General features: G+C 65.4%; 13 protein-coding genes. 6 read left to right on the top strand and 7 right to left on the bottom strand.

What is annotated here, in order from left to right; genetic code table 11:
- Window positions 1-188: 188 nt before the first annotated feature.
- Entirely contained in the window at window positions 189-512 is a 324-nt protein-coding gene (locus tag IVA81_RS25970) for a hypothetical protein (RefSeq protein ID WP_247323181.1), read from the bottom strand.
- A gap of 303 nt (window positions 513-815) precedes the next feature.
- Here IVA81_RS25970 and IVA81_RS25965 point away from each other — a divergent pair, with 303 nt between their 5' ends.
- Both IVA81_RS25965 and IVA81_RS25960 read left to right on the top strand, forming a co-directional pair.
- On the top strand, window positions 816-1,613 hold the full coding sequence (locus IVA81_RS25965; protein ID WP_247323180.1) for a L,D-transpeptidase: 798 nt from the start codon (window positions 816-818) through the stop codon (window positions 1,611-1,613).
- Between the two features lie 67 nt (window positions 1,614-1,680).
- On the top strand, window positions 1,681-2,664 hold the full coding sequence (locus IVA81_RS25960) for a glycerophosphodiester phosphodiesterase (RefSeq protein ID WP_247323178.1): 984 nt from the start codon (window positions 1,681-1,683) through the stop codon (window positions 2,662-2,664).
- Between the two features lie 146 nt (window positions 2,665-2,810).
- Here the strand turns inward: IVA81_RS25960 and IVA81_RS25955 are convergent, their stop codons facing one another.
- Window positions 2,811-5,090 carry a fused MFS/spermidine synthase gene (locus tag IVA81_RS25955; RefSeq protein WP_247323176.1) on the bottom strand — a complete coding sequence of 760 codons (2,280 nt, stop codon included), beginning with the start codon at window positions 5,088-5,090 and terminating at the stop codon, window positions 2,811-2,813.
- 239 nt (window positions 5,091-5,329) lie between these two features.
- Here IVA81_RS25955 and IVA81_RS25950 point away from each other — a divergent pair, with 239 nt between their 5' ends.
- Window positions 5,330-6,940, top strand: a complete 1,611-nt coding sequence (locus IVA81_RS25950; protein WP_247323174.1) for an NAD(P)/FAD-dependent oxidoreductase — start codon at window positions 5,330-5,332, stop codon at window positions 6,938-6,940.
- Between the two features lie 281 nt (window positions 6,941-7,221).
- Here the strand turns inward: IVA81_RS25950 and IVA81_RS25945 are convergent, their stop codons facing one another.
- Complete coding sequence (locus IVA81_RS25945) at window positions 7,222-7,386, bottom strand: Flp family type IVb pilin (protein ID WP_247323173.1); 165 nt, start codon at window positions 7,384-7,386, stop codon at window positions 7,222-7,224.
- A gap of 153 nt (window positions 7,387-7,539) precedes the next feature.
- Here IVA81_RS25945 and IVA81_RS25940 point away from each other — a divergent pair, with 153 nt between their 5' ends.
- Entirely contained in the window at window positions 7,540-8,427 is an 888-nt protein-coding gene (locus IVA81_RS25940) for a 50S ribosomal protein L11 methyltransferase (protein ID WP_247323219.1), read from the top strand.
- A gap of 182 nt (window positions 8,428-8,609) precedes the next feature.
- Here the strand turns inward: IVA81_RS25940 and IVA81_RS25935 are convergent, their stop codons facing one another.
- Window positions 8,610-8,789: a hypothetical protein gene (locus IVA81_RS25935; protein ID WP_247323171.1), complete on the bottom strand. Its 180-nt coding sequence runs from the start codon at window positions 8,787-8,789 to the stop codon at window positions 8,610-8,612.
- A 186-nt stretch (window positions 8,790-8,975) separates the two neighbouring features.
- On the opposite strand from IVA81_RS25935, the gene IVA81_RS25930 reads away from it, so the two are divergent.
- Together IVA81_RS25930 and IVA81_RS25925 are read left to right on the top strand one after the other, a co-directional pair.
- Window positions 8,976-10,805 carry an aminopeptidase P family protein gene (locus tag IVA81_RS25930; protein ID WP_247323170.1) on the top strand — a complete coding sequence of 610 codons (1,830 nt, stop codon included), beginning with the start codon at window positions 8,976-8,978 and terminating at the stop codon, window positions 10,803-10,805.
- Between the two features lie 327 nt (window positions 10,806-11,132).
- On the top strand, window positions 11,133-12,407 hold the full coding sequence (locus IVA81_RS25925; protein WP_247323168.1) for a multidrug effflux MFS transporter: 1,275 nt from the start codon (window positions 11,133-11,135) through the stop codon (window positions 12,405-12,407).
- Window positions 12,408-12,524: 117 nt separating this feature from the next.
- Here the strand turns inward: IVA81_RS25925 and ligA are convergent, their stop codons facing one another.
- From ligA to IVA81_RS25910, 3 genes are all read right to left on the bottom strand, one after another.
- Complete coding sequence (gene ligA / locus IVA81_RS25920; protein ID WP_247323166.1) at window positions 12,525-14,672, bottom strand: NAD-dependent DNA ligase LigA; 2,148 nt, start codon at window positions 14,670-14,672, stop codon at window positions 12,525-12,527.
- A 173-nt stretch (window positions 14,673-14,845) separates the two neighbouring features.
- Window positions 14,846-16,516, bottom strand: coding sequence for a DNA repair protein RecN (gene recN / locus IVA81_RS25915; RefSeq protein ID WP_247323164.1), 1,671 nt, complete (start codon window positions 16,514-16,516; stop codon window positions 14,846-14,848).
- Between the two features lie 13 nt (window positions 16,517-16,529).
- Window positions 16,530-17,420, bottom strand: a complete 891-nt coding sequence (locus IVA81_RS25910; protein WP_247323162.1) for an outer membrane protein assembly factor BamD — start codon at window positions 17,418-17,420, stop codon at window positions 16,530-16,532.
- Between the last annotated feature and the right edge of the window lie 107 nt (window positions 17,421-17,527).

The following is a 17,527-nucleotide window of genomic DNA, read 5'->3' as shown; positions in this document are numbered from 1 at the left end:
GACGGCCACCGCGCCGATCCCGTACAGAAGCAAGTGCCCAGCGAGTGGATGACGCAAAAAGGGATTGACTAACCAAGGCCCGTTACAGAAGCCCGGATGGAGCGTCAGCGAAATCCGGGACCGATGTCACGTCAGGGCTCCAGCGGCCCCGGGATTGCGCTTCGCTCCATCCGGGCTACAGGACTGCTTCACCGATAGCAGTGGAAGCGGTGATAGCCGTCATAGTACCCGCGGCAATGGCGGTAATGACGGTGGGGAATCCCGAGCACGCCCTCCACTGCACCGACGGCGCCGCCGACACCGGCACCGACGACGCCTCCGACCGCGCCGCCCACGGGGCCGGCGATCCGGTTACCTTCATAGGATCCGTCCTGGGCGCCGCGGACGATGCCCTGGGCGTGGCCGGCTTGCGGCAGTGACAACAGCGCGAGCAAGAGGGCGGCAGCTGCGAACAGCAGGCGGACGCACAAACCGGCCGGCGACGGCGCGGCGGCGATACGGGCTTTGTTCATCTTCGATCCCAAAAGGTGAATGGCGGCGAGCGCCGCCTGTCAAAGGTAGGCGATCATCAACGCACCGAGCGGCGGAATGGTTGCGCCTTTATGACGAATTGTCGGCGTTGTGAACGCGCGCCGCTCGCGAAAATGTCAGCGTCGCCGCAAGCTACGCGGCACAAAGCGGCCTTGCTTACGCCGGCCGTCGCGTTAACGATGGGCAGGCAGGCCGCTGGAACGAAAGCCGGATTGCAGGCATATTGAACGCCGGGGACGGAGAGCCGCGGCGCTAGCGTGAACAGGCCGGAGGCCAGAATTCAAATGCGTTTCCAGATGCGTTCATTCTTCATTGCTTTTACATCCCTGATGCTTTTGAGCGCGGGCACCGCGCAGGCCAAGGTCGAGATCACCGTCGACAAGGACAATCAGCAGATGACCGTCGCCGTCGACGGCGTCGCGCGCTATCACTGGCCGGTGTCGACCGGCATCCCCTCGCGCGAGACGCCGAACGGCGGCTTCCGCGCCTTCCGGATGGAAGAGGACCATTACTCCAAGGAGTTCGACGACGCGCCGATGCCGCACGCGATCTTCTTCACCAAGGTCGGGCACGCCATCCACGGCACGGACTCGGTTGGCCGCCTCGGCTCGCCCGCCTCCCATGGCTGCGTGCGGCTGTCGCGCCAGAATGCCTCGACGCTCTATGCGCTGGTGCAGCAGCAAGGCGTGCTCAACACCACGGTGACGCTGACCGGCTCGGCGCAAGTGGCGCTTGCGCGCAATCCGCGTGGCCGCGCCAACACTGCGGTGGCGCGGGCTCCGCAGCAGCCCACTGAGGAGCAATACGCCACCACAGGCGATCCCGTGAACCTGACGCCGCCGGCGCAGCCCGCCCGCCGCTACATGCCGCAGGACGACAACTACATCTATCCCGCTGACGGCAGCGACACCGGCGCGCGCTATCCGGCGCCGCGTTCGGCCGGCCGCCCGCTCTATGACGCCCAAGTGTATCAGCAGCAGCCGCAGCAATATTACAATCAGGGCTACGGCCAGCAGGGCACCTATTATCAGCCGCAGCCCCGGCAGGTTTATCAGCCGCGCGGCTATTACTATCAAAACTGACCATCCGCGGTCGCCATCGACCTCTCTCGCCGATTAACACGAACAAACAGATTCACCTCGAGGCACCATGCCATCACGTGCCGCGACCGTCGTGACTGCGTTATCGGTTCTGATGGCGGGACAGGCCATGGCCTTCGATATCGAGGCGCATCGCGGCGGGCGGGCGCTGTTGCCGGAAAACACCCTGCCGGCCTTCGCCAACGCGCTGTCGATGGGCGTGGACACGCTGGAGCTCGACGTCGGCGTCACCGCGGACGGTGAGGTCGTCGTCTCGCATGAGCGTGGGCTCAATCCTGATCTCGCACGTAGCGCCGACGGCGCTTACATGACTGCGCCCGGCACTCCCCTGGTAAAACTGCGGCTCGATGAGGTCAGGAGCTATGACGTCGGCCAGATCCGGCCGGACAGCGCCTATGCGAAACAATTCCCCGACCAGCGCGCCGTGCCGGGGACACGCATTCCTAGCTTGAGCGAGCTGTTCGCGCTGGTACGAAAATCCGGCAACTCGCGTGTGCGCTTGAACATCGAGACCAAGATCGATCCGAACCATCCGGACCAATCCCTCGAGCCGCCAGCCTTTGTCGCGAAGCTGCTGGGACTGATCGAGACCGAAACGTTTTCCGACAGGGTCATGATCCAGTCCTTCGACTGGAGAACCTTGCAGCTCGTCCAGCAGCAGGCTCCGAAGATACCGACGGTGTACCTGACGCTCCAGCGCGGCTCAGGCCAGACAGTGGCGCTGGACAAGGCCACCAACTGGACGGCGGGCTTCAGCCCGGCTGATCACGGCGGTTCGCTGCCGCGGACGATCAAGGCTGCGGGCGGCGCGATCTGGTCGCCCTATCTCGGCGATGTGACCGCCGCGCTCATCTCGGAGGCCCATGGACTCGAATTGCGCGTGGTGGTGTGGACGGTCAACAAGCGCGAAGACATGGCGCGGATGATCGAGCTCGGCGTTGATGGCATTATCTCGGACAGGCCGGACCTGTTGAGAGCCGTCGCGGGCGAGAAAGGAATTGCGCTGCCGGCGGGAACGCCGGTCGAGCCGTAAGAAGATCTCGTGTCCCGGACGCGGTGCAGCGTGCAACGCTGCTCCGCAGAGCCGGGACCCAGGACGCCGCGGCATGGGCCCCGGATCTGCAGCGCATCACTTCGTGCTGCGCGGCGTCCGGGGCACAAGTCTCCGCACGTGCCGCCCTACTCCCCGTCCCGCAAGCGCCGATACAGCGCGCCCAGGATGTTGGAATAGTCGTCGGTCCAGACCCGCACCCTGTCGTCGGCTTCGATCTGCTCCCATGACTTGGAGGCGGCGAGCCGGCCGATATCGGCATCCTCGCGCGCGGAGATGACGACGTCGGTCGAGAAAATGTAGTCACCATCGCGCCCGGAATCTTCGTTGAAGACCCAGCTCTTGAGATCGTTGGCATCCGCTATGCCGACCACGACGGTCTCGAGATCGAGGTGGCGGTTGGAGACGTGCATGACCACGGCTCCGTGCGGCGCGAGCTTATCCTTGTAGATCTTCATCGCCTCTTCGGTGGCGAGATGGATCGGGATCGCATCCGACGAATAGGCATCGACGATGATGAGGTCGTAGGCGCCGTCGGTCTCCTTGGCGAAGGTGAGGCGCGCATCGCCGATCACGGGCATCATGTCCGGCATGCAGTTCGAGATGTAGCGGAAATTTTTGGGGTCACGCGCGGCATCGACCATCGACTGGTCGATCTCGAAAAATTTCCAGTCCTCGCCAGGCGCGGCGGCACAGGCGAGCGTGCCCGATCCGACGCCGATCGCGGCGACCTTGAGGGCTGCGCCCTTGCGCTCGCGGATCGCGCTGACGGCCTGACCGATGCCGCCATCCTTGTGATAATAGGTGATCGGCTCGGGCCGGCCGGCGACCGGCGTGCCGTCATTGTTGCGGAAGCGCTCGGCGCCATGGATGGTGGTGCCGTGCATCAGCACATGGAAATAGCCACCGGGCGTCACCACGATCTTGTGCACGCCGAAGAAGCTGCGCACCGTGGTGACGCGGCCCTCGTCCGCCGGATAGACCCGGATCAACGCCAGCGCGAGCGCGACGGTCGCAAAAATCTTCCAGCGGCCGGCATTGAGCGCCAGCGCGAGCAACGCTGCGAGCACGCCGACGCTGCCCGCGACCCAAACGCGGTGATCTTCGAACCAGGTCGAGAGGCCGCCCGTGGTGGTGGACGGCACAACGAGCGCCACCGCGAGCGCGGCGAGCGCGAGCCAATACCATTTGACGATGCCCGCCAGCCGCTCGTTCGCAAGCGGCCGGCACAATGCCGCGAACGCAATCAGGATCGGATATTCGGCGATCCACGAGAAGGTGAACGGCGCGAGGAGTCCCGCAAACAGGCCGCCGACCATGCCGCCGAACGACAGCGCGACATAGAAGCCGGTGAGATATTTGGCGGCGGGCCGGGTCCGCGCCAGCTCGCCATGGCACGCCATGGCGATGACGAAGAAGCAGAGCTGGTGACCGCCGAGCGTCAGCAGCAGGTTCTGCTCGCCGCCGAAGGCCAGCAGAACGACGACGCCCGCGATCGCGACCGGCTGCAGCATCAGCATCCATTTGTGCGGCAACAGCGGCCGCGACTGGAACACCACCACCCAGGTGAGCAGATACAGCGACAGCGGCAACACCCAGAGCAGCGGCGCCGCCGCGACGTCGGTGGAGATGTGCGCGGTCACCGCGATGAGCAGGCCCGACGGCACCGCGGCGAGGAAGATCCAGCGTAGCCGCGTCACGAAGCCCGGCGCCGGCGCATGCGCATCCTCGGCTCGCGCAACGGCCTCAGCCAGCTTCGGCGAGCGCAACAACAGCACACCGCAGGCGCCGATCAGGAGGATCAGCAGGCCATAGCTGGCGGTCCAGAACCGGTTCTGCGTGTGCAGCGTGAATATCGGCTCCAGCAGGAACGGATAGGACAACAGCGCAAGGAAGCTGCCGATGTTGGAGGAGGCATAGAGGAAGTAGGGATCGTGTCCGGCCGGATGGCCGGTGCGGACGAACCAGGCCTGCAGCAGCGGATTGTTGGCGGCGAGCGCAAAGAACGGCAGACCGATCGAGACCACGAACAGGCCGAGCAGCCAGAACGCATAGCCCGAAGCGGGCGGCTCGCCATAGGCGGAGGCGATGCCGAGGGGCAGCGTGGCGAAGGCTGCGATCAACAGCACGAGATGCACCGCGACCGGAACGATGCGGTTTTTGACCTGCATCAGCAGATGCGCATAGGCGTAGCCCGCCAGCAGCAGCGACTGGAAGAACACCATCGCCACCGACCACACCGCCGGCGAGCCGCCGAGCCGCGGCAGCACCATCTTCGTGAACAGCGGCTGCACCGAGAACAGCAGCAGCGCGCTGACGAAGATCGCCGCGGTGTAGACCGTCAGCAGCAGCCGGTTGCGCGACGAAGACGGCTGCTCCGTGGCGGCAGGTTGCACGATCGAATCCATGAGCGCTCCGGCAAACATTCCCCGGCGGGCGCCGGACGCGCGCAATGGAGCATAAGGCGCCTGAACGGGCAATAAAGGGAGACGTGATGTTGCCGCGAGAAATGCCTGATATACAGATGTCGTTCCAGCGCGATGCGAAGCATCGAACCCGGAACCTCGAGATTCTCCGGTGCGGACCCCCGCACCGTAGCCGCGCTCCGCAACGCCCGGAATGACGGTGGATTGGACTTGAACTGATCATGAGCGAAACCGACGTCGTCATCATCGGCGCTGGCCATAACGGCCTCACCTGCGCGGCCTATCTCGCGATGGCCGGCCTGCGCGCGCATGTGGTCGAGCGCCGCAAGGTGGTCGGCGGTGCCGCGGTCACGGAGGAGTTTCACCCGGGATTCCGCAATTCGGTCGCGGCCTACACCGTGAGCCTGCTCAATCCGCAGGTGATCCGTGACCTCAAGCTCGCCGAGCAGGGCTTGCGGATCGTCGAACGGCGCGCCCAGAATTTTCTGCCCGCGCTAGATGCCACCTATCTCCTCACCGGCGAGGGACGGACGCACGCATCGGTCGCGCGGCTGAGCGCGCATGACGCAGCCGCGCTCGACGGGTTTTCACGCGAGCTGGAAGACATCGCCGACGTGCTACGGCAGTTCGTGCTCCGCGCGCCGCCGAACCTCGTCGACGGTTTTGGCACAGCGGCCGTCCGCGAAGGCGTCAACGCCTGGAAGACTGCCAACATCCTGCGCGGCCTCACCCTGGAACAGAGCCGCAGCCTGCTCGATCTCTTCACCCGCTCGGCGGGCGAGATGCTGGACGAGCGCTTCGAGCATGATCTGGTCAAGGCGCTGTTCGGCTTCGACGCCATCGTCGGCAACTATGCCAGCCCCTACGCCGCCGGCTCGGCCTATGTGATGCTGCATCACGCCTTCGGCGAGGTGAACGGCAAGAAGGGTGTCTGGGGCCATGCCATCGGCGGCATGGGCGCGATCACGCAGGCGATGGCGCGCACGGCCCGAGACCGCGGCGTCCTGATCGACACCGACGCGGGCGTCCGTGAGATCATCGTCGAGCGCGACCGCGCCGTCGGAATCGTGCTGGAGAACGGCGAGACCATCCGCGCGAAATATGTCGCGGCCAATGTCAATCCAAAGCTGCTCTACACGCACCTGGTCGCGGCCGATGCCCTGCCTGCGGACTTCCTCGCTCGCATCCGGCACTGGAAGAACGGCTCCGGCACCTTTCGCATGAACGTGGCGCTGGACCGCCTGCCCTCCTTCACGGCGCTGCCGGGCGAAGGCGATCATCTCTCATCCGGCATCATCCTGGCGCCGAGCCTCGACTACATGGACCGCGCCTATCTCGATGCGCGGGCGCAGGGCTGGAGCAGGTCACCCGTCGTCGAGATGCTGATCCCCTCGACGCTAGACGACACGCTGGCGCCCGCGGGAAAGCACGTCGCGAGCCTGTTCTGCCAACACGTCGCGCCGGAGCTTCCCGACGGAAAGTCGTGGGACGACCATCGCGACGAGGTCGCCGATCTCATGATCGCGACGGTGGATCAATACGCGCCGGGTTTTGCCGCGAGCGTGCTCGGCCGCCAGATCCTGTCCCCGCTCGATCTCGAACGGCAGTTCGGTCTTCTCGGCGGCGACATCTTCCACGGCGCGCTGACACTGAACCAGCTGTTCTCGGCGCGGCCGATGCTAGGCCATGCCGATTATCGCGGGCCGTTGAGGGGCCTCTACCATTGCGGCTCAGGCGCCCATCCCGGCGGCGGCGTCACCGGCGCTCCCGGCCATAACGCCGCGCAGGCGATCTTGAGGGATCATCGGTCGCTATTCGGAAGCCGTGGATAGGCCTGTGGATCTCTTGTGGACAGGCTGTTGAGTGGTCGGTGGGCAGGCCGAGGATGCTCGGACCAAAACGTCGAGACGCCCTGGGGAAAATCGGTGGAAAATCGCAGGGACAATGGCGGGAAAAGCCGGTGGATAGCGTCCCGGCAAGCTGCGGACAACCTGTGAATATCGAAAGCGCGCGCCAAAAACGACCTCGCCCGCCAGGGGAATTCCCCTCGCGGGCGGTGATCAGGAATAGCCTCAAAAGAAAAACAGCCCCCGCTGGGAAATGGAGGCGGAAATTACTTCAAGGAGGTGCTAATCGAAGTGAACTTATCGTTCAGGGTGGTGCCCAGGTTGTTCACCACGGTGATGATCGCAAGGGCGATGCCCGCGGCAATCAGACCGTATTCGATCGCCGTTGCACCCGACTCATCCGACCAGAACTTCTGAACCATGCTTTTCAAGGGTAGCCTCCGTTTCAATTACAAGGTGTATTGGATTAATTCGACACCTGGAAATGTACGGGACACAACCTTCGTCCCAGTTAACCGGGGAACCGCAAGTTATGCGGTAAATTGGGAACAAAAGTTCCAAAAATTGAACCCAACGGAACCATGATGCAGCCTTCACCGACCCATCGCGCCAGCTTTTCGATCGGCAGTGAGGCCGACGCCAGGCGCGTCGTCGACGTGCTCACCGAGGTGTTTTTCGAGGGCGATGCGGCGGTCGCCGCCTTCGAGCGGCCCGACGGACAATGGGACGTTACGCTTCATTTCGCCGAGGCGCCGGACCAGGTGCTATTGCGCGAACTCGTTGTAACTTCGGCAGGAAATGAGATTGCCGGTACGCTCATCTTCGACACGATGGAGGCCAAGGACTGGGTCAAGGCCAGCCTGGAAGACCTCGTCCCGGTGCCGGCCGGCCGTTTCGTCGTGCACGGCAGCCACGACCGCGACCGCGTGGCGGCGAACAAGCTCAAGATTGAGATCGAGGCCGCGCTCGCCTTCGGCACCGGCCATCACGGCACGACCCGCGGCTGTTTACTGCTGCTTGACCATGTCTTGAAGAGTTCCCGCCCAAGGAACCTGCTCGACCTCGGCACCGGCACCGGCGTGCTGGCGATCGCCGCGGCAAAATCGTTGCACCGCCACGTGCTCGCCTCGGACATCGACCCGCCGTCGGTGCGGGTGGCGGCCGAGAATGCGGGGCTGAATGAAGTTGGCAACCTGGTGCGGGTGATCCGCGCCACCGGCTTCGCCGCACCGGATTTTGGCCAGGCCGGTCCGTTCGACCTGGTGCTGGCCAACATCCTTGCCAACCCGCTCAGGCAATTGGCGGGCCCGATGGCGCGGCATCTCGCGCCCGGCGGACTTGTCATCCTCTCCGGCCTGCTGACGCACCAAGCCCCCGCCGTGATCGCCGCCTACCGCGCGCGCGGCCTCGTGCCGTTGAAGCATCTGCGGATCGAGGGGTGGAGCAGTCTGCTGCTGCGGAAGGTGGGATAAATTAACCGCGTCCGCGACGGTGGTGCGCTCCCTCGCCCCGTTCTTACGGGGAGAGGGTTGGGGTGAGGGGCCTCTCTCCACACGCGAGATCGTCGAGAGACCTGTACCCCCTCACCCGGATCGCATCTTGCGATGCGATCCGACCTCTCCCCGCAAGCGGGGCGAGGTGAACAAACACCGTCCTACTCCGCCGGCTTCTCGTCGCCGCGCATCGCGTGCTCGTCTTGCAACGTACGTCTTGCGCGGCGCTCGGCGATGCGGTCGATCATCTGGCTGATGACGCTGCGCGGCTTCTTCGGTACCGCCGCAGTCGGAGCCCGACGCACCGGCGGCGAAATCTTCTCAAACGTGAACGCTGGCATCGTGTGTCCCCTCGTCGTTGAGATGAACCACCTGCTCGAATTTCCCTGTTATCCGGACAAAGCGCGACTGCCGCATCCTTACTCCACTCGACTCGAGTGGAACCATTTCAAGCACGGTCCATGCCAGATGCGACGCAAATGCGCCCAGATTGCGGACTCGTCCTCATGATCCTAAAGTGATCCACCATGTTCGAAGCACACTTTCAGACATTCGAGGAGCCGGAGGCCGGCGTCGCATTGACCGCACGGCTGGCCGCACTTCGCGAAGAACTCGCCCGCCGCAAGCTGACCGGCTTCGTCGTTCCACGCGCCGATCAGCAGCAGAACGAATATGTGCCGCCGTCGGAAGAGCGGCTGGCCTGGCTGACCGGTTTTACAGGCTCGGCGGGGTTCGCGGTGGTTCTGACCCAGGAGGCCGCGGTATTCGTCGATGGCCGCTACACGCTTCAGGCCGCCAAGCAGGTCGATGCAAAGGCTTGGGCCGTGGAATCGCTGATCGACCCGCCGCCGGAGAGCTGGGTGTCGGCGCATCTGAAAGCCGGCGACCGCCTTGGATTTGATCCGTGGCTGCACACTTTTGCGGCAGCCGAACGCCTGTCCGCCGCCTGCGCCAAGGCCGGCGCCGAGCTGGTTGCCGTCGACAGCAATCCCGTCGACGCGATCTGGCAGGATCGTCCGCAGCCGCCGCTCGCCCCCGTCGCCGTGCACGGACTGCATCATGCCGGCGTCACTGAAGCCGAGAAGCTGACGCAGATCAGAAGCGAGATCGGCAAGCTCGGCGTCGATGCGCTAGTGCTGTCTGATAGCCACGCGGTCGCCTGGACCTTCAACATCCGCGGCGCCGACGTCGCCCATACCCCACTGCCGCTGTCCTACGCGCTGGTGCCGAAAGACGGGCGTCCGACCATCTTCATTGACCATCGCAAGCTCTCCAACCTCACGCGCGACCATCTCGAGCAGTCCGCCGACGTGCGCGAGCCCGACGCGATGGCGCCGACGCTGATGGCGCTGGCCAAGAGCGGCGGATCGATCGCGCTCGACAGCGCCACCGCGGCCGACGCGCTCAGCCGGCTGATCGCGGGTGCCGGCGGCAAGCCGGTGCGCGGCAGCGATCCGATTGCCCTGCTCAAAGCGGTCAAGAACGCGACCGAGATCAAGGGGACGCGGACGGCGCATCGGCGCGACGCCGTGGCGCTGGCGCGCTTCCTCGCCTTCATCGACCGCGAGGCCGCAAGCGGCAAGCTCACCGAGATCGACGCGGTCGAGGCGCTGGAAACGTTTCGCCGCGACACCGGCGCGCTGAAGGACGTGTCGTTTCCGACCATCTCCGGCACCGGCCCGAACGGCGCCATCGTGCACTACCGCGTCACCCGCAAGAGCAACCGGCGGATCGCCTCCGGCGACCTGCTGCTGATCGATTCCGGTGCGCAGTACGAAGACGGCACCACCGACGTCACGCGCACCATGGCCGTGGGCGAGCCGACGGACGAGATGCGCGACCGCTTCACCCGCGTGTTGCGCGGCCATATCGCGATCGCGCGCGCGATCTTCCCGGACGGCACCACGGGCGCGCAGCTCGATACGCTGGCACGGCAATATCTCTGGGCCGTCGGCGTCGATTTCGAGCACGGCACCGGCCATGGCGTCGGCAGCTATCTCTCGGTGCACGAAGGCCCGGCGCGGATCTCGAAGCTCGGCACCACGCCGCTGAAGCGCGGCATGATCCTCTCCAACGAGCCCGGCTACTACAAGACCGACGGCTTCGGCATCCGTATCGAGAATCTCGAGCTGGTGGTCGCCGCCGACATCAAGGGCGCCGAGAAATCGATGAACGCGTTCGAGACGCTGACCTTGGCACCGATCGACCGCCGGCTCATCGACGAAGCGATGCTGAGCCGCGACGAGCTCGCCTGGCTCAACGCCTACCATGCGCGCGTAAGAGCCGAGGTCGGGCCGGCGCTGGACGAGGCGACCCGGGCCTGGCTCGATCAGGCCACGGCGGAGCTGAAGGGTTAGCGCGCCGGAGCGCGTTGCATGGCGCCACGCGATTTGCGCAATGCTCCCGCCTCACACTCGCTGTCATGCCCCGCGAAGGCGGGGCATCCAGTATTCCAGAGACAGCAATCGGATGCGGACGGGCCGCGGCGTACTGGATTCCCCGCCCTCGCGGGGAATGACACTGGTGATGCGGCACCACCGCCCAACATCTCAGCACAAGCGCCCCGCAGATCTCCGACCGTCACCACAACCATCCCGGAATCCGTATAGCCGCATTCCGAAACGCCGATGTCGGACTTGCGCGAGCCCGCTACAGTCGGATTTGAATTCGAAAGACGGACACGCATGCACGGCATGATCAGCAAGCCGCCGGGAGCGGCAACCAACCTTGCGACCTCTCGCGTGGTGTTGCTGCTGCTCGTCGTCATGACCGGGGTCGCGCCGATCTCGCTCTACATCCTGGTTCCGGCGCTGCCGGTGCTGGCGACGAATTTCGGGCGCGACATCTCGATCGCGCAGATGACAGTGTCGCTCTACATGGTCGGCATCGCGCTGTCGCAGCTCATCATGGGGCCATTGTCGGACAAGTTCGGCCGGCGCCCGGTGCTGCTGGGAGGCCTTGCGCTGATGGTCGCGGCGAGCATCGCCTGCATCTTCGCCGAAACCCTGCCGCAACTGATCGCAGCGCGTTTCTTCCAGGCGCTCGGCGGCGCCTCCGGCATGGTGGTGAGCCGCGCCATCATCCGCGACATCTACGAGCGCGACCGCGTCGCGTCCATGATCAGCCTCGTGGTCGCAGCGCTGATGATCGGCCAGATGGTTTCGCCGCTCACCGGCGGGCTGATCGAGACTGCGTTCGGCTGGCGCGCGATCTTCTACGCCATCACCGTCGCCGCGATCATTGTCGCCGTCGGCATCGCGCTGGCGCTGCCCGAGACGCGTCGCAGCCGCGCCGCCGGCAGCGGCTTCCGTGGCGACATCGGCATCCTGATCCGCAACCGCGCCTTCGTCGGCTATGTGATGTGCCAGGTGCTGGCCTCGCAGATCATCTTCACTTTCGCCGGCGGCGGCCCCTACATCGTCGTGACGCAGATGGGCCGGAGCAGCGCCGAATACGGCGCCTGGTTTGCGACCTCGGGCTTTGCGTTTCTGGTCGGCAATCTGCTCTGCGTACGCTTTGCGCCGCGGCACTCGCTGGCAAAGCTGATCTGGTTCGGGCTCGCGCTCCAGCTCGCCGGCAGCCTGTTGAATTTGCTGTGGAGTTTTACCGGCTGGAATGAAGCGCCTGCCTGGCTTTTCGGCACGCAGATGATCGTGATGGTCGGCAATGCCTTCGTGATGGCGAATTCCGCGGCCGGTGCGATCAGCATCCGACCCGAAGCCGCAGGCACCGCCTCGGGCGCCATGGGCTTTCTGCAACAGGGGATCGGCGCGCTGATGTCGCAACTCGGCGCCTATCTCGGCGGCCACTCCGCAACGACGCTGCCGCTCACCGCCGCGGTGCTGGCGATCTCATTGCTCTGCGCCTGCATGATGTTCTTCGTCGTTCCTCGCCGCGAGGTCGTGGTCAGCGAGACGCTGATCGGGCAGGCGGAGGAGGAAGAGAGCGGGATGATGTGAGGGGGCCGACGCTCTCTCCCCGTCATTGCGAGCGGAGCGAAGCAATCCAGAATCTCTCCGCGGCGGCAGTCTGGATTGCTTCGTCGCAAGGGCTCCTCGCAATGACGGGGAGAGGCCTCACTCCCCGATCAGCTTCAGCCACTCGTCCTCGGTCAGCACTTGGACGCCGTGCTTGTTGGCCTCGGCGAGTTTCGAGCCGGCGCCCGGGCCGGCGACGACGAGATCGGTCTTCTTCGACACCGAGCCGGACACCTTTGCCCCTAAACGCTCTGCCGTCGCCTTGGCCTCGTCGCGCGTCATCTTCTCCAGCGATCCCGTGAACACCACGGTCTTGCCGGCGACTGCCGAATTGCTCTTCGGCTTCTCGGCGTCGACGATCTCGACTTCCCCGGTCAGCCGCTCGACAATGCCGCGATTGTGGCTCTCGCCAAAATAATCGGCAATGCTCTTGATCACGGTGTCACCGATCTGGTCGAGCGCGTCCATGTCCGCCATCGCCTCCTCGTCGCCGTGAGCGACCTTCAGGCAGGCATCGTGGAAGGCGTCCCACGAGCCGTAGCCGCGTGCCAGCGCCAGCGCCGTGGTCTCGCCGACATGGCGCATGCCGAGCGCGTAGACGAAGCGCTCCAGCGCGATTTTGCGCCGGCTCTCGATGGCGCCGAACAGGTTGCGCACCGAGGTCGCGCCATAGCCCTCGATCTCCTCGAGCTTGAGCTTCGAATTACGCTTCTCCAGCGTGAAGATGTCGGCGGGCTCCTTGACCCATCCTTCGTCGAAGAAATACTGGAGCTGCTTCTCGCCGAGACCGTCGATGTCGAAGGCGCGACGCGACACGAACAGTTTCAAGTGCTCGATCTTCTGATAGGGGCAGGCGAACTCGCCGGTGCAACGGGATCGCGACTCCTCCTCGCCCGCCGCCGTCTCCCCGCGTACGACGTCGGTGTGCAGTGGGCAGGGACACTTCTTCGGGAGGTGAAACTCTTTTGCCGTCTTCGGCCGCTTGTCGAGCACGACGTCGACCACCTGCGGGATGACGTCGCCGGCGCGCTGGATCACGACGGTGTCGCCGATCCTGATGTCGCGGCCCTCGCGCAGCACCTCGCCCTTGTTGCCGATGCCCTTGATGTAGTCCTCGTTGTGCAGCGTGACGTTCTGCACGATCACACCGCCGACCCCGACCGGCTCGAGCTTGCCGACCGGCGTGAACGAGCCGGTGCGGCCGACCTGGATCTCGATGTCGCGCAGCACCGTCATGGCGCGCTCGGCCGGAAATTTGTGCGCGATGCCCCAGCGCGGCGTGCGCGAGACGAAGCCGAGCCGTTCCTGCCAGTCGATGCGGTCGACCTTGTAGACGACGCCATCGATATCGTAGTCGAGCTCGGCGCGCTCTTCCTCGATGCTCTGGTGGAACGCGATCAACTCCTCGACGGAGTGGCACAGCTTGGTCAGCGGATTGGTCTTGAAGCCGCAGCGCTCGAACCAGCCGATCATGCCGCTCTGCGTCCCTTCGGGCATCACGCTCATCTCGCCCCAGGCATAGGCGAAGAAGCCGAGCGGACGCGAGGCGGTGATGGTTGGATCCTTCTGCCGGAGCGAACCCGCGGCCGAATTGCGCGGATTGGCGAAGATGGTATCGCCCGCCGCCTTCTGCCGCTCGTTGAGCGCGAGGAACGCCTTCTTGGTCATGTAGACCTCGCCGCGGACCTCGCAGATGTCGGGGACGTTGCGTCCTTTCAGCTTCTGCGGCACGTCTTCGAGGGTACGGATGTTGGCGGTGACGTCCTCGCCCACCGCCCCGTCGCCGCGCGTCGCCGCGGTGACGAGCTCGCCGCCCTCATAGCGTAGCGACATCGAGAGGCCGTCGATCTTCGGCTCGGCGGAGAAATTGACCTCGTCGTCGTCGAGCTTCAGGAAGCGCACGATGCGGCCGACGAAGTCGCGCACGTCCTCTTCGGCAAAGGCATTATCGAGCGACAGCATCGGGACGGAATGCCGGACCTTCCTAAAGCGGCCTGATGGTGCCGCGCCGACCTTCTGCGAGGGCGAGTCCGCCGTGACAAATTCCGGAAAGCGCTTCTCGATGGCGTTGAAGCGCTCGCGTAACGCGTCGTATTCGGCGTCGGTGACGGTGGGCGCATCCTCCTGATAGTAGCGCTCGTTATGCCCCTCGATATCGAGGGCGAGCCGCATGTGCTCGACCTTGGCCTGGGCCTTGGTGAGGTCGGCGACGTCGCGAAGCGGTTTCGATTTTGCTGCTCTTGCCATGATGCTTGGATACGATGGAGCGGGCGGGAGGGTAAAGGCGTGTGGAAATCTCATGCCCCGGACGCAGCGCAGCGCGAAGCGGTGCGCTGCAGAGCCGGGGCCCATGGGGCAACATTCTGGGCCCCGGCTCTGCGGAGCAGCGCTACGCGCTGCACCGCGTCCGGGACACAGGTCTAACTCGCCGCCTTGAGCAGCCGTTCCGCCGCTGCCCTCGCCTCCGCCGTGATCTCGGCGCCGGCCAGCATGCGGGCGATTTCCTCGCGGCGGTGGTCGGCGGCGAGTGCATTGACGCGGGTGGCGACGCGCTTGCCCTTGTCGAGCGCGTCCTTGGAGATGAGCAGGTGCTGGTCGGCGCGGGCAGCGACCTGCGGGGCGTGGGTCACGGCCATCACCTGGACCTTGCCGGCAAGCCGCGCCAGGCGCCCGCCGATGGCGTCGGCAACCGCACCGCCGACGCCGGTGTCGATCTCGTCGAACACCAGCGTCGGCGCGGAGCCACGGTCGGACAGCACGACCTTGAGCGCGAGCAGGAAGCGCGACAGCTCGCCGCCGGAGGCGACCTTCATCAGCGGTCCCGGCTTGGTGCCCGGATTGGTCTGCACCCAGAACTCGACGCGGTCGATGCCCTGCGGGCCTGGAGCTGCCTCGTCGGTCTCGACCTGGGTCATGAATTTCGCGCGTTCGAGCTTGAGCGGCGCGAGCTCGGCATTGACGGCCTTGTTGAGCTTGTCCGCCGATTTCTGCCGCGCCAGCGACAGCTTCTTGGCGGCGGCGGCATAGCGGCTATCAGCCTCGATCGCGGCCTGCTCCAGCCTTTTCAACCGCGAGGCGCCAGCATCGATCAGGACGACGTCGGCGGCATATCTGGCGGCCAGCGCGGCGAGCCCGTCGACCGGCGTCGAATATTTGCGCGAGGCGGCCCTCAGCGCGAACAGGCGCTCCTCGATGCGTTCGAGCTCTGAAGGGTCGAAATCGGTCGCGGCAAGCGCGGCCTGCAGATGCTGGTCGGCCTCCTCAAGCGCGTTGATCGCCATGTCGATCGCCTTCACGGCGGGCTCAACCAGCGCCGGCGAATTGACGCCACGGCGCTCCAGCCGGCGCACCGCCGCCGACAGCGCCGCCACCGGCGAATGGTTGCCGCCGACCGCCTCCTGCGCCTCGCGCAAATCGGAGGCGATCTTCTCGCCCTGCATCATGCTGGTGCGGCGATGGGCCAGCGAGGTCTCCTCGCCGTCCCTGGGCGCGAGCTGCTTCAGCTCGTCGGAGGCGTGGCGCAGATAATCGGCCTCCCGCGCGGCGCGCTCCATGCCGGCGCGATGCTCCTCCAGCGCGGTGTTGGCGGTACGGCGCGCGTCCCAGAGCGCTTCCACGGCGGCAACGTCCTTCTCCAGGCCGGCAAAGGCGTCGAGCAGGCGGCGGTGGGTGGCGGCATCGACCAGCGCGCGCTCGTCGTGCTGGCCGTGAATCTCGACCAGGGCGGCGCCGACCGCCTTCAGCGTCTGCACGCTGATCGACTGGTCGTTGATGAAGGCGCGGGTGCGGCCGTCGGCGAGTTGCACGCGGCGGAGAATCATCTCGCCGGTATCGTCCAAACCGTTCTCGGCGAGGATCTTCGTCGCGGGATGATTCTTGGGGATATCGAACACGGCAGTGACCTGCCCCTGCTCCGCGCCGTGGCGCACGAGGCCGGCGTCGCCGCGGCCGCCGAGCGCCAGCGCAAAGGCATCGAGCAGGATGGATTTGCCCGCACCGGTCTCGCCGGTCAAAACCGCGAGGCCAGTGGCGAATTCGATATCGAGCCGTTCGATCAGGACGATGTCACGGATCGACAGACGCGCCAGCATGGAACCAAATTTCCTAGCCGAGACCCATCTTCTTGAAGGTCCGGCTGATCCAGGACCCCTGATTCTCGCTCGGTTCGAGACCGCCGGATTTTACAAGATTATAGGCGTCCTTGTACCAGCGACTGTCAGGAAAATTGTGCCCAAGCACGGCCGCCGCGGTCTGCGCCTCGCCGACGATGCCGATCGCCATATAGGCCTCGGTGAGCCGGAACAGCGCCTCCTCGACATGGCGGGTGGTCTGGTACTGCGTGACGACGGTCTTGTAGCGGTTGATCGCCGCGGTGTAGTCGCGCTTCTGCGCGTAGTAGCGGCCGACATTCATTTCCTTGCCGGCGAGCTGGTCACGCGCACCCTCGATCTTGGCCTTGGCCGATGTCGCATATTCCGAGTTCGGATATTTGCGCACCACCTCTTCCAGAGCGGCGATCGCCTTCTCGGTGCGGGCCTGGTCGCGGCTGATGTCCGGGATCTGGTCGTAATGGGAAGCCGCGATCAGATATTGCGCATAGGCCGCATCCGGGCTGCCGGGATGCAGCGTGACATAGCGGGTGGCGGCGCCGATGCAGCCGTCGAAGTCGCCGCCCTGGTAGGACGCATAGGCCGACATCAGCAGCGATTTGCGGGCCCACTCGGAATAAGGATGCTGGCGGTCGACCTCTTCGAACTTCCTGTTCGCCGCCTTCATGTCCTTCTTCTCGTTCATGAGGTACAGGCCCTCATTGTAGATCTTGTCGGCGGGCTCCTCGACGAAGGTGTCGTCCTTGGCAGTGAACTTGTCCCAGAGCGAGCCGGTGCCGCAGCCGGCGAGCGGCAACGCGAGCATGATGAAGGTGACGGCCTGAAGCAGCCCACGGGCTCGCGACGAGCCTGAGAAATATCCGCGCGTCATACGCTGTGCCGACATGAGTTTAAGCCCTGACGCCCTGTGATGCGGTGCCCGCCAGCCCATGAACCCCGTCACGGGCGCGAAATGTGACCGTGGTGCCTGCCATGCGACCACGCCGATGTATC

Origin of the sequence: Bradyrhizobium sp. 141 (assembly GCF_023074055.1) — a bacterium.
In the GTDB taxonomy this organism is placed as follows: domain Bacteria; phylum Pseudomonadota; class Alphaproteobacteria; order Rhizobiales; family Xanthobacteraceae; genus Bradyrhizobium.
This window is presented reverse-complemented; position numbering and strand designations above follow the sequence as displayed.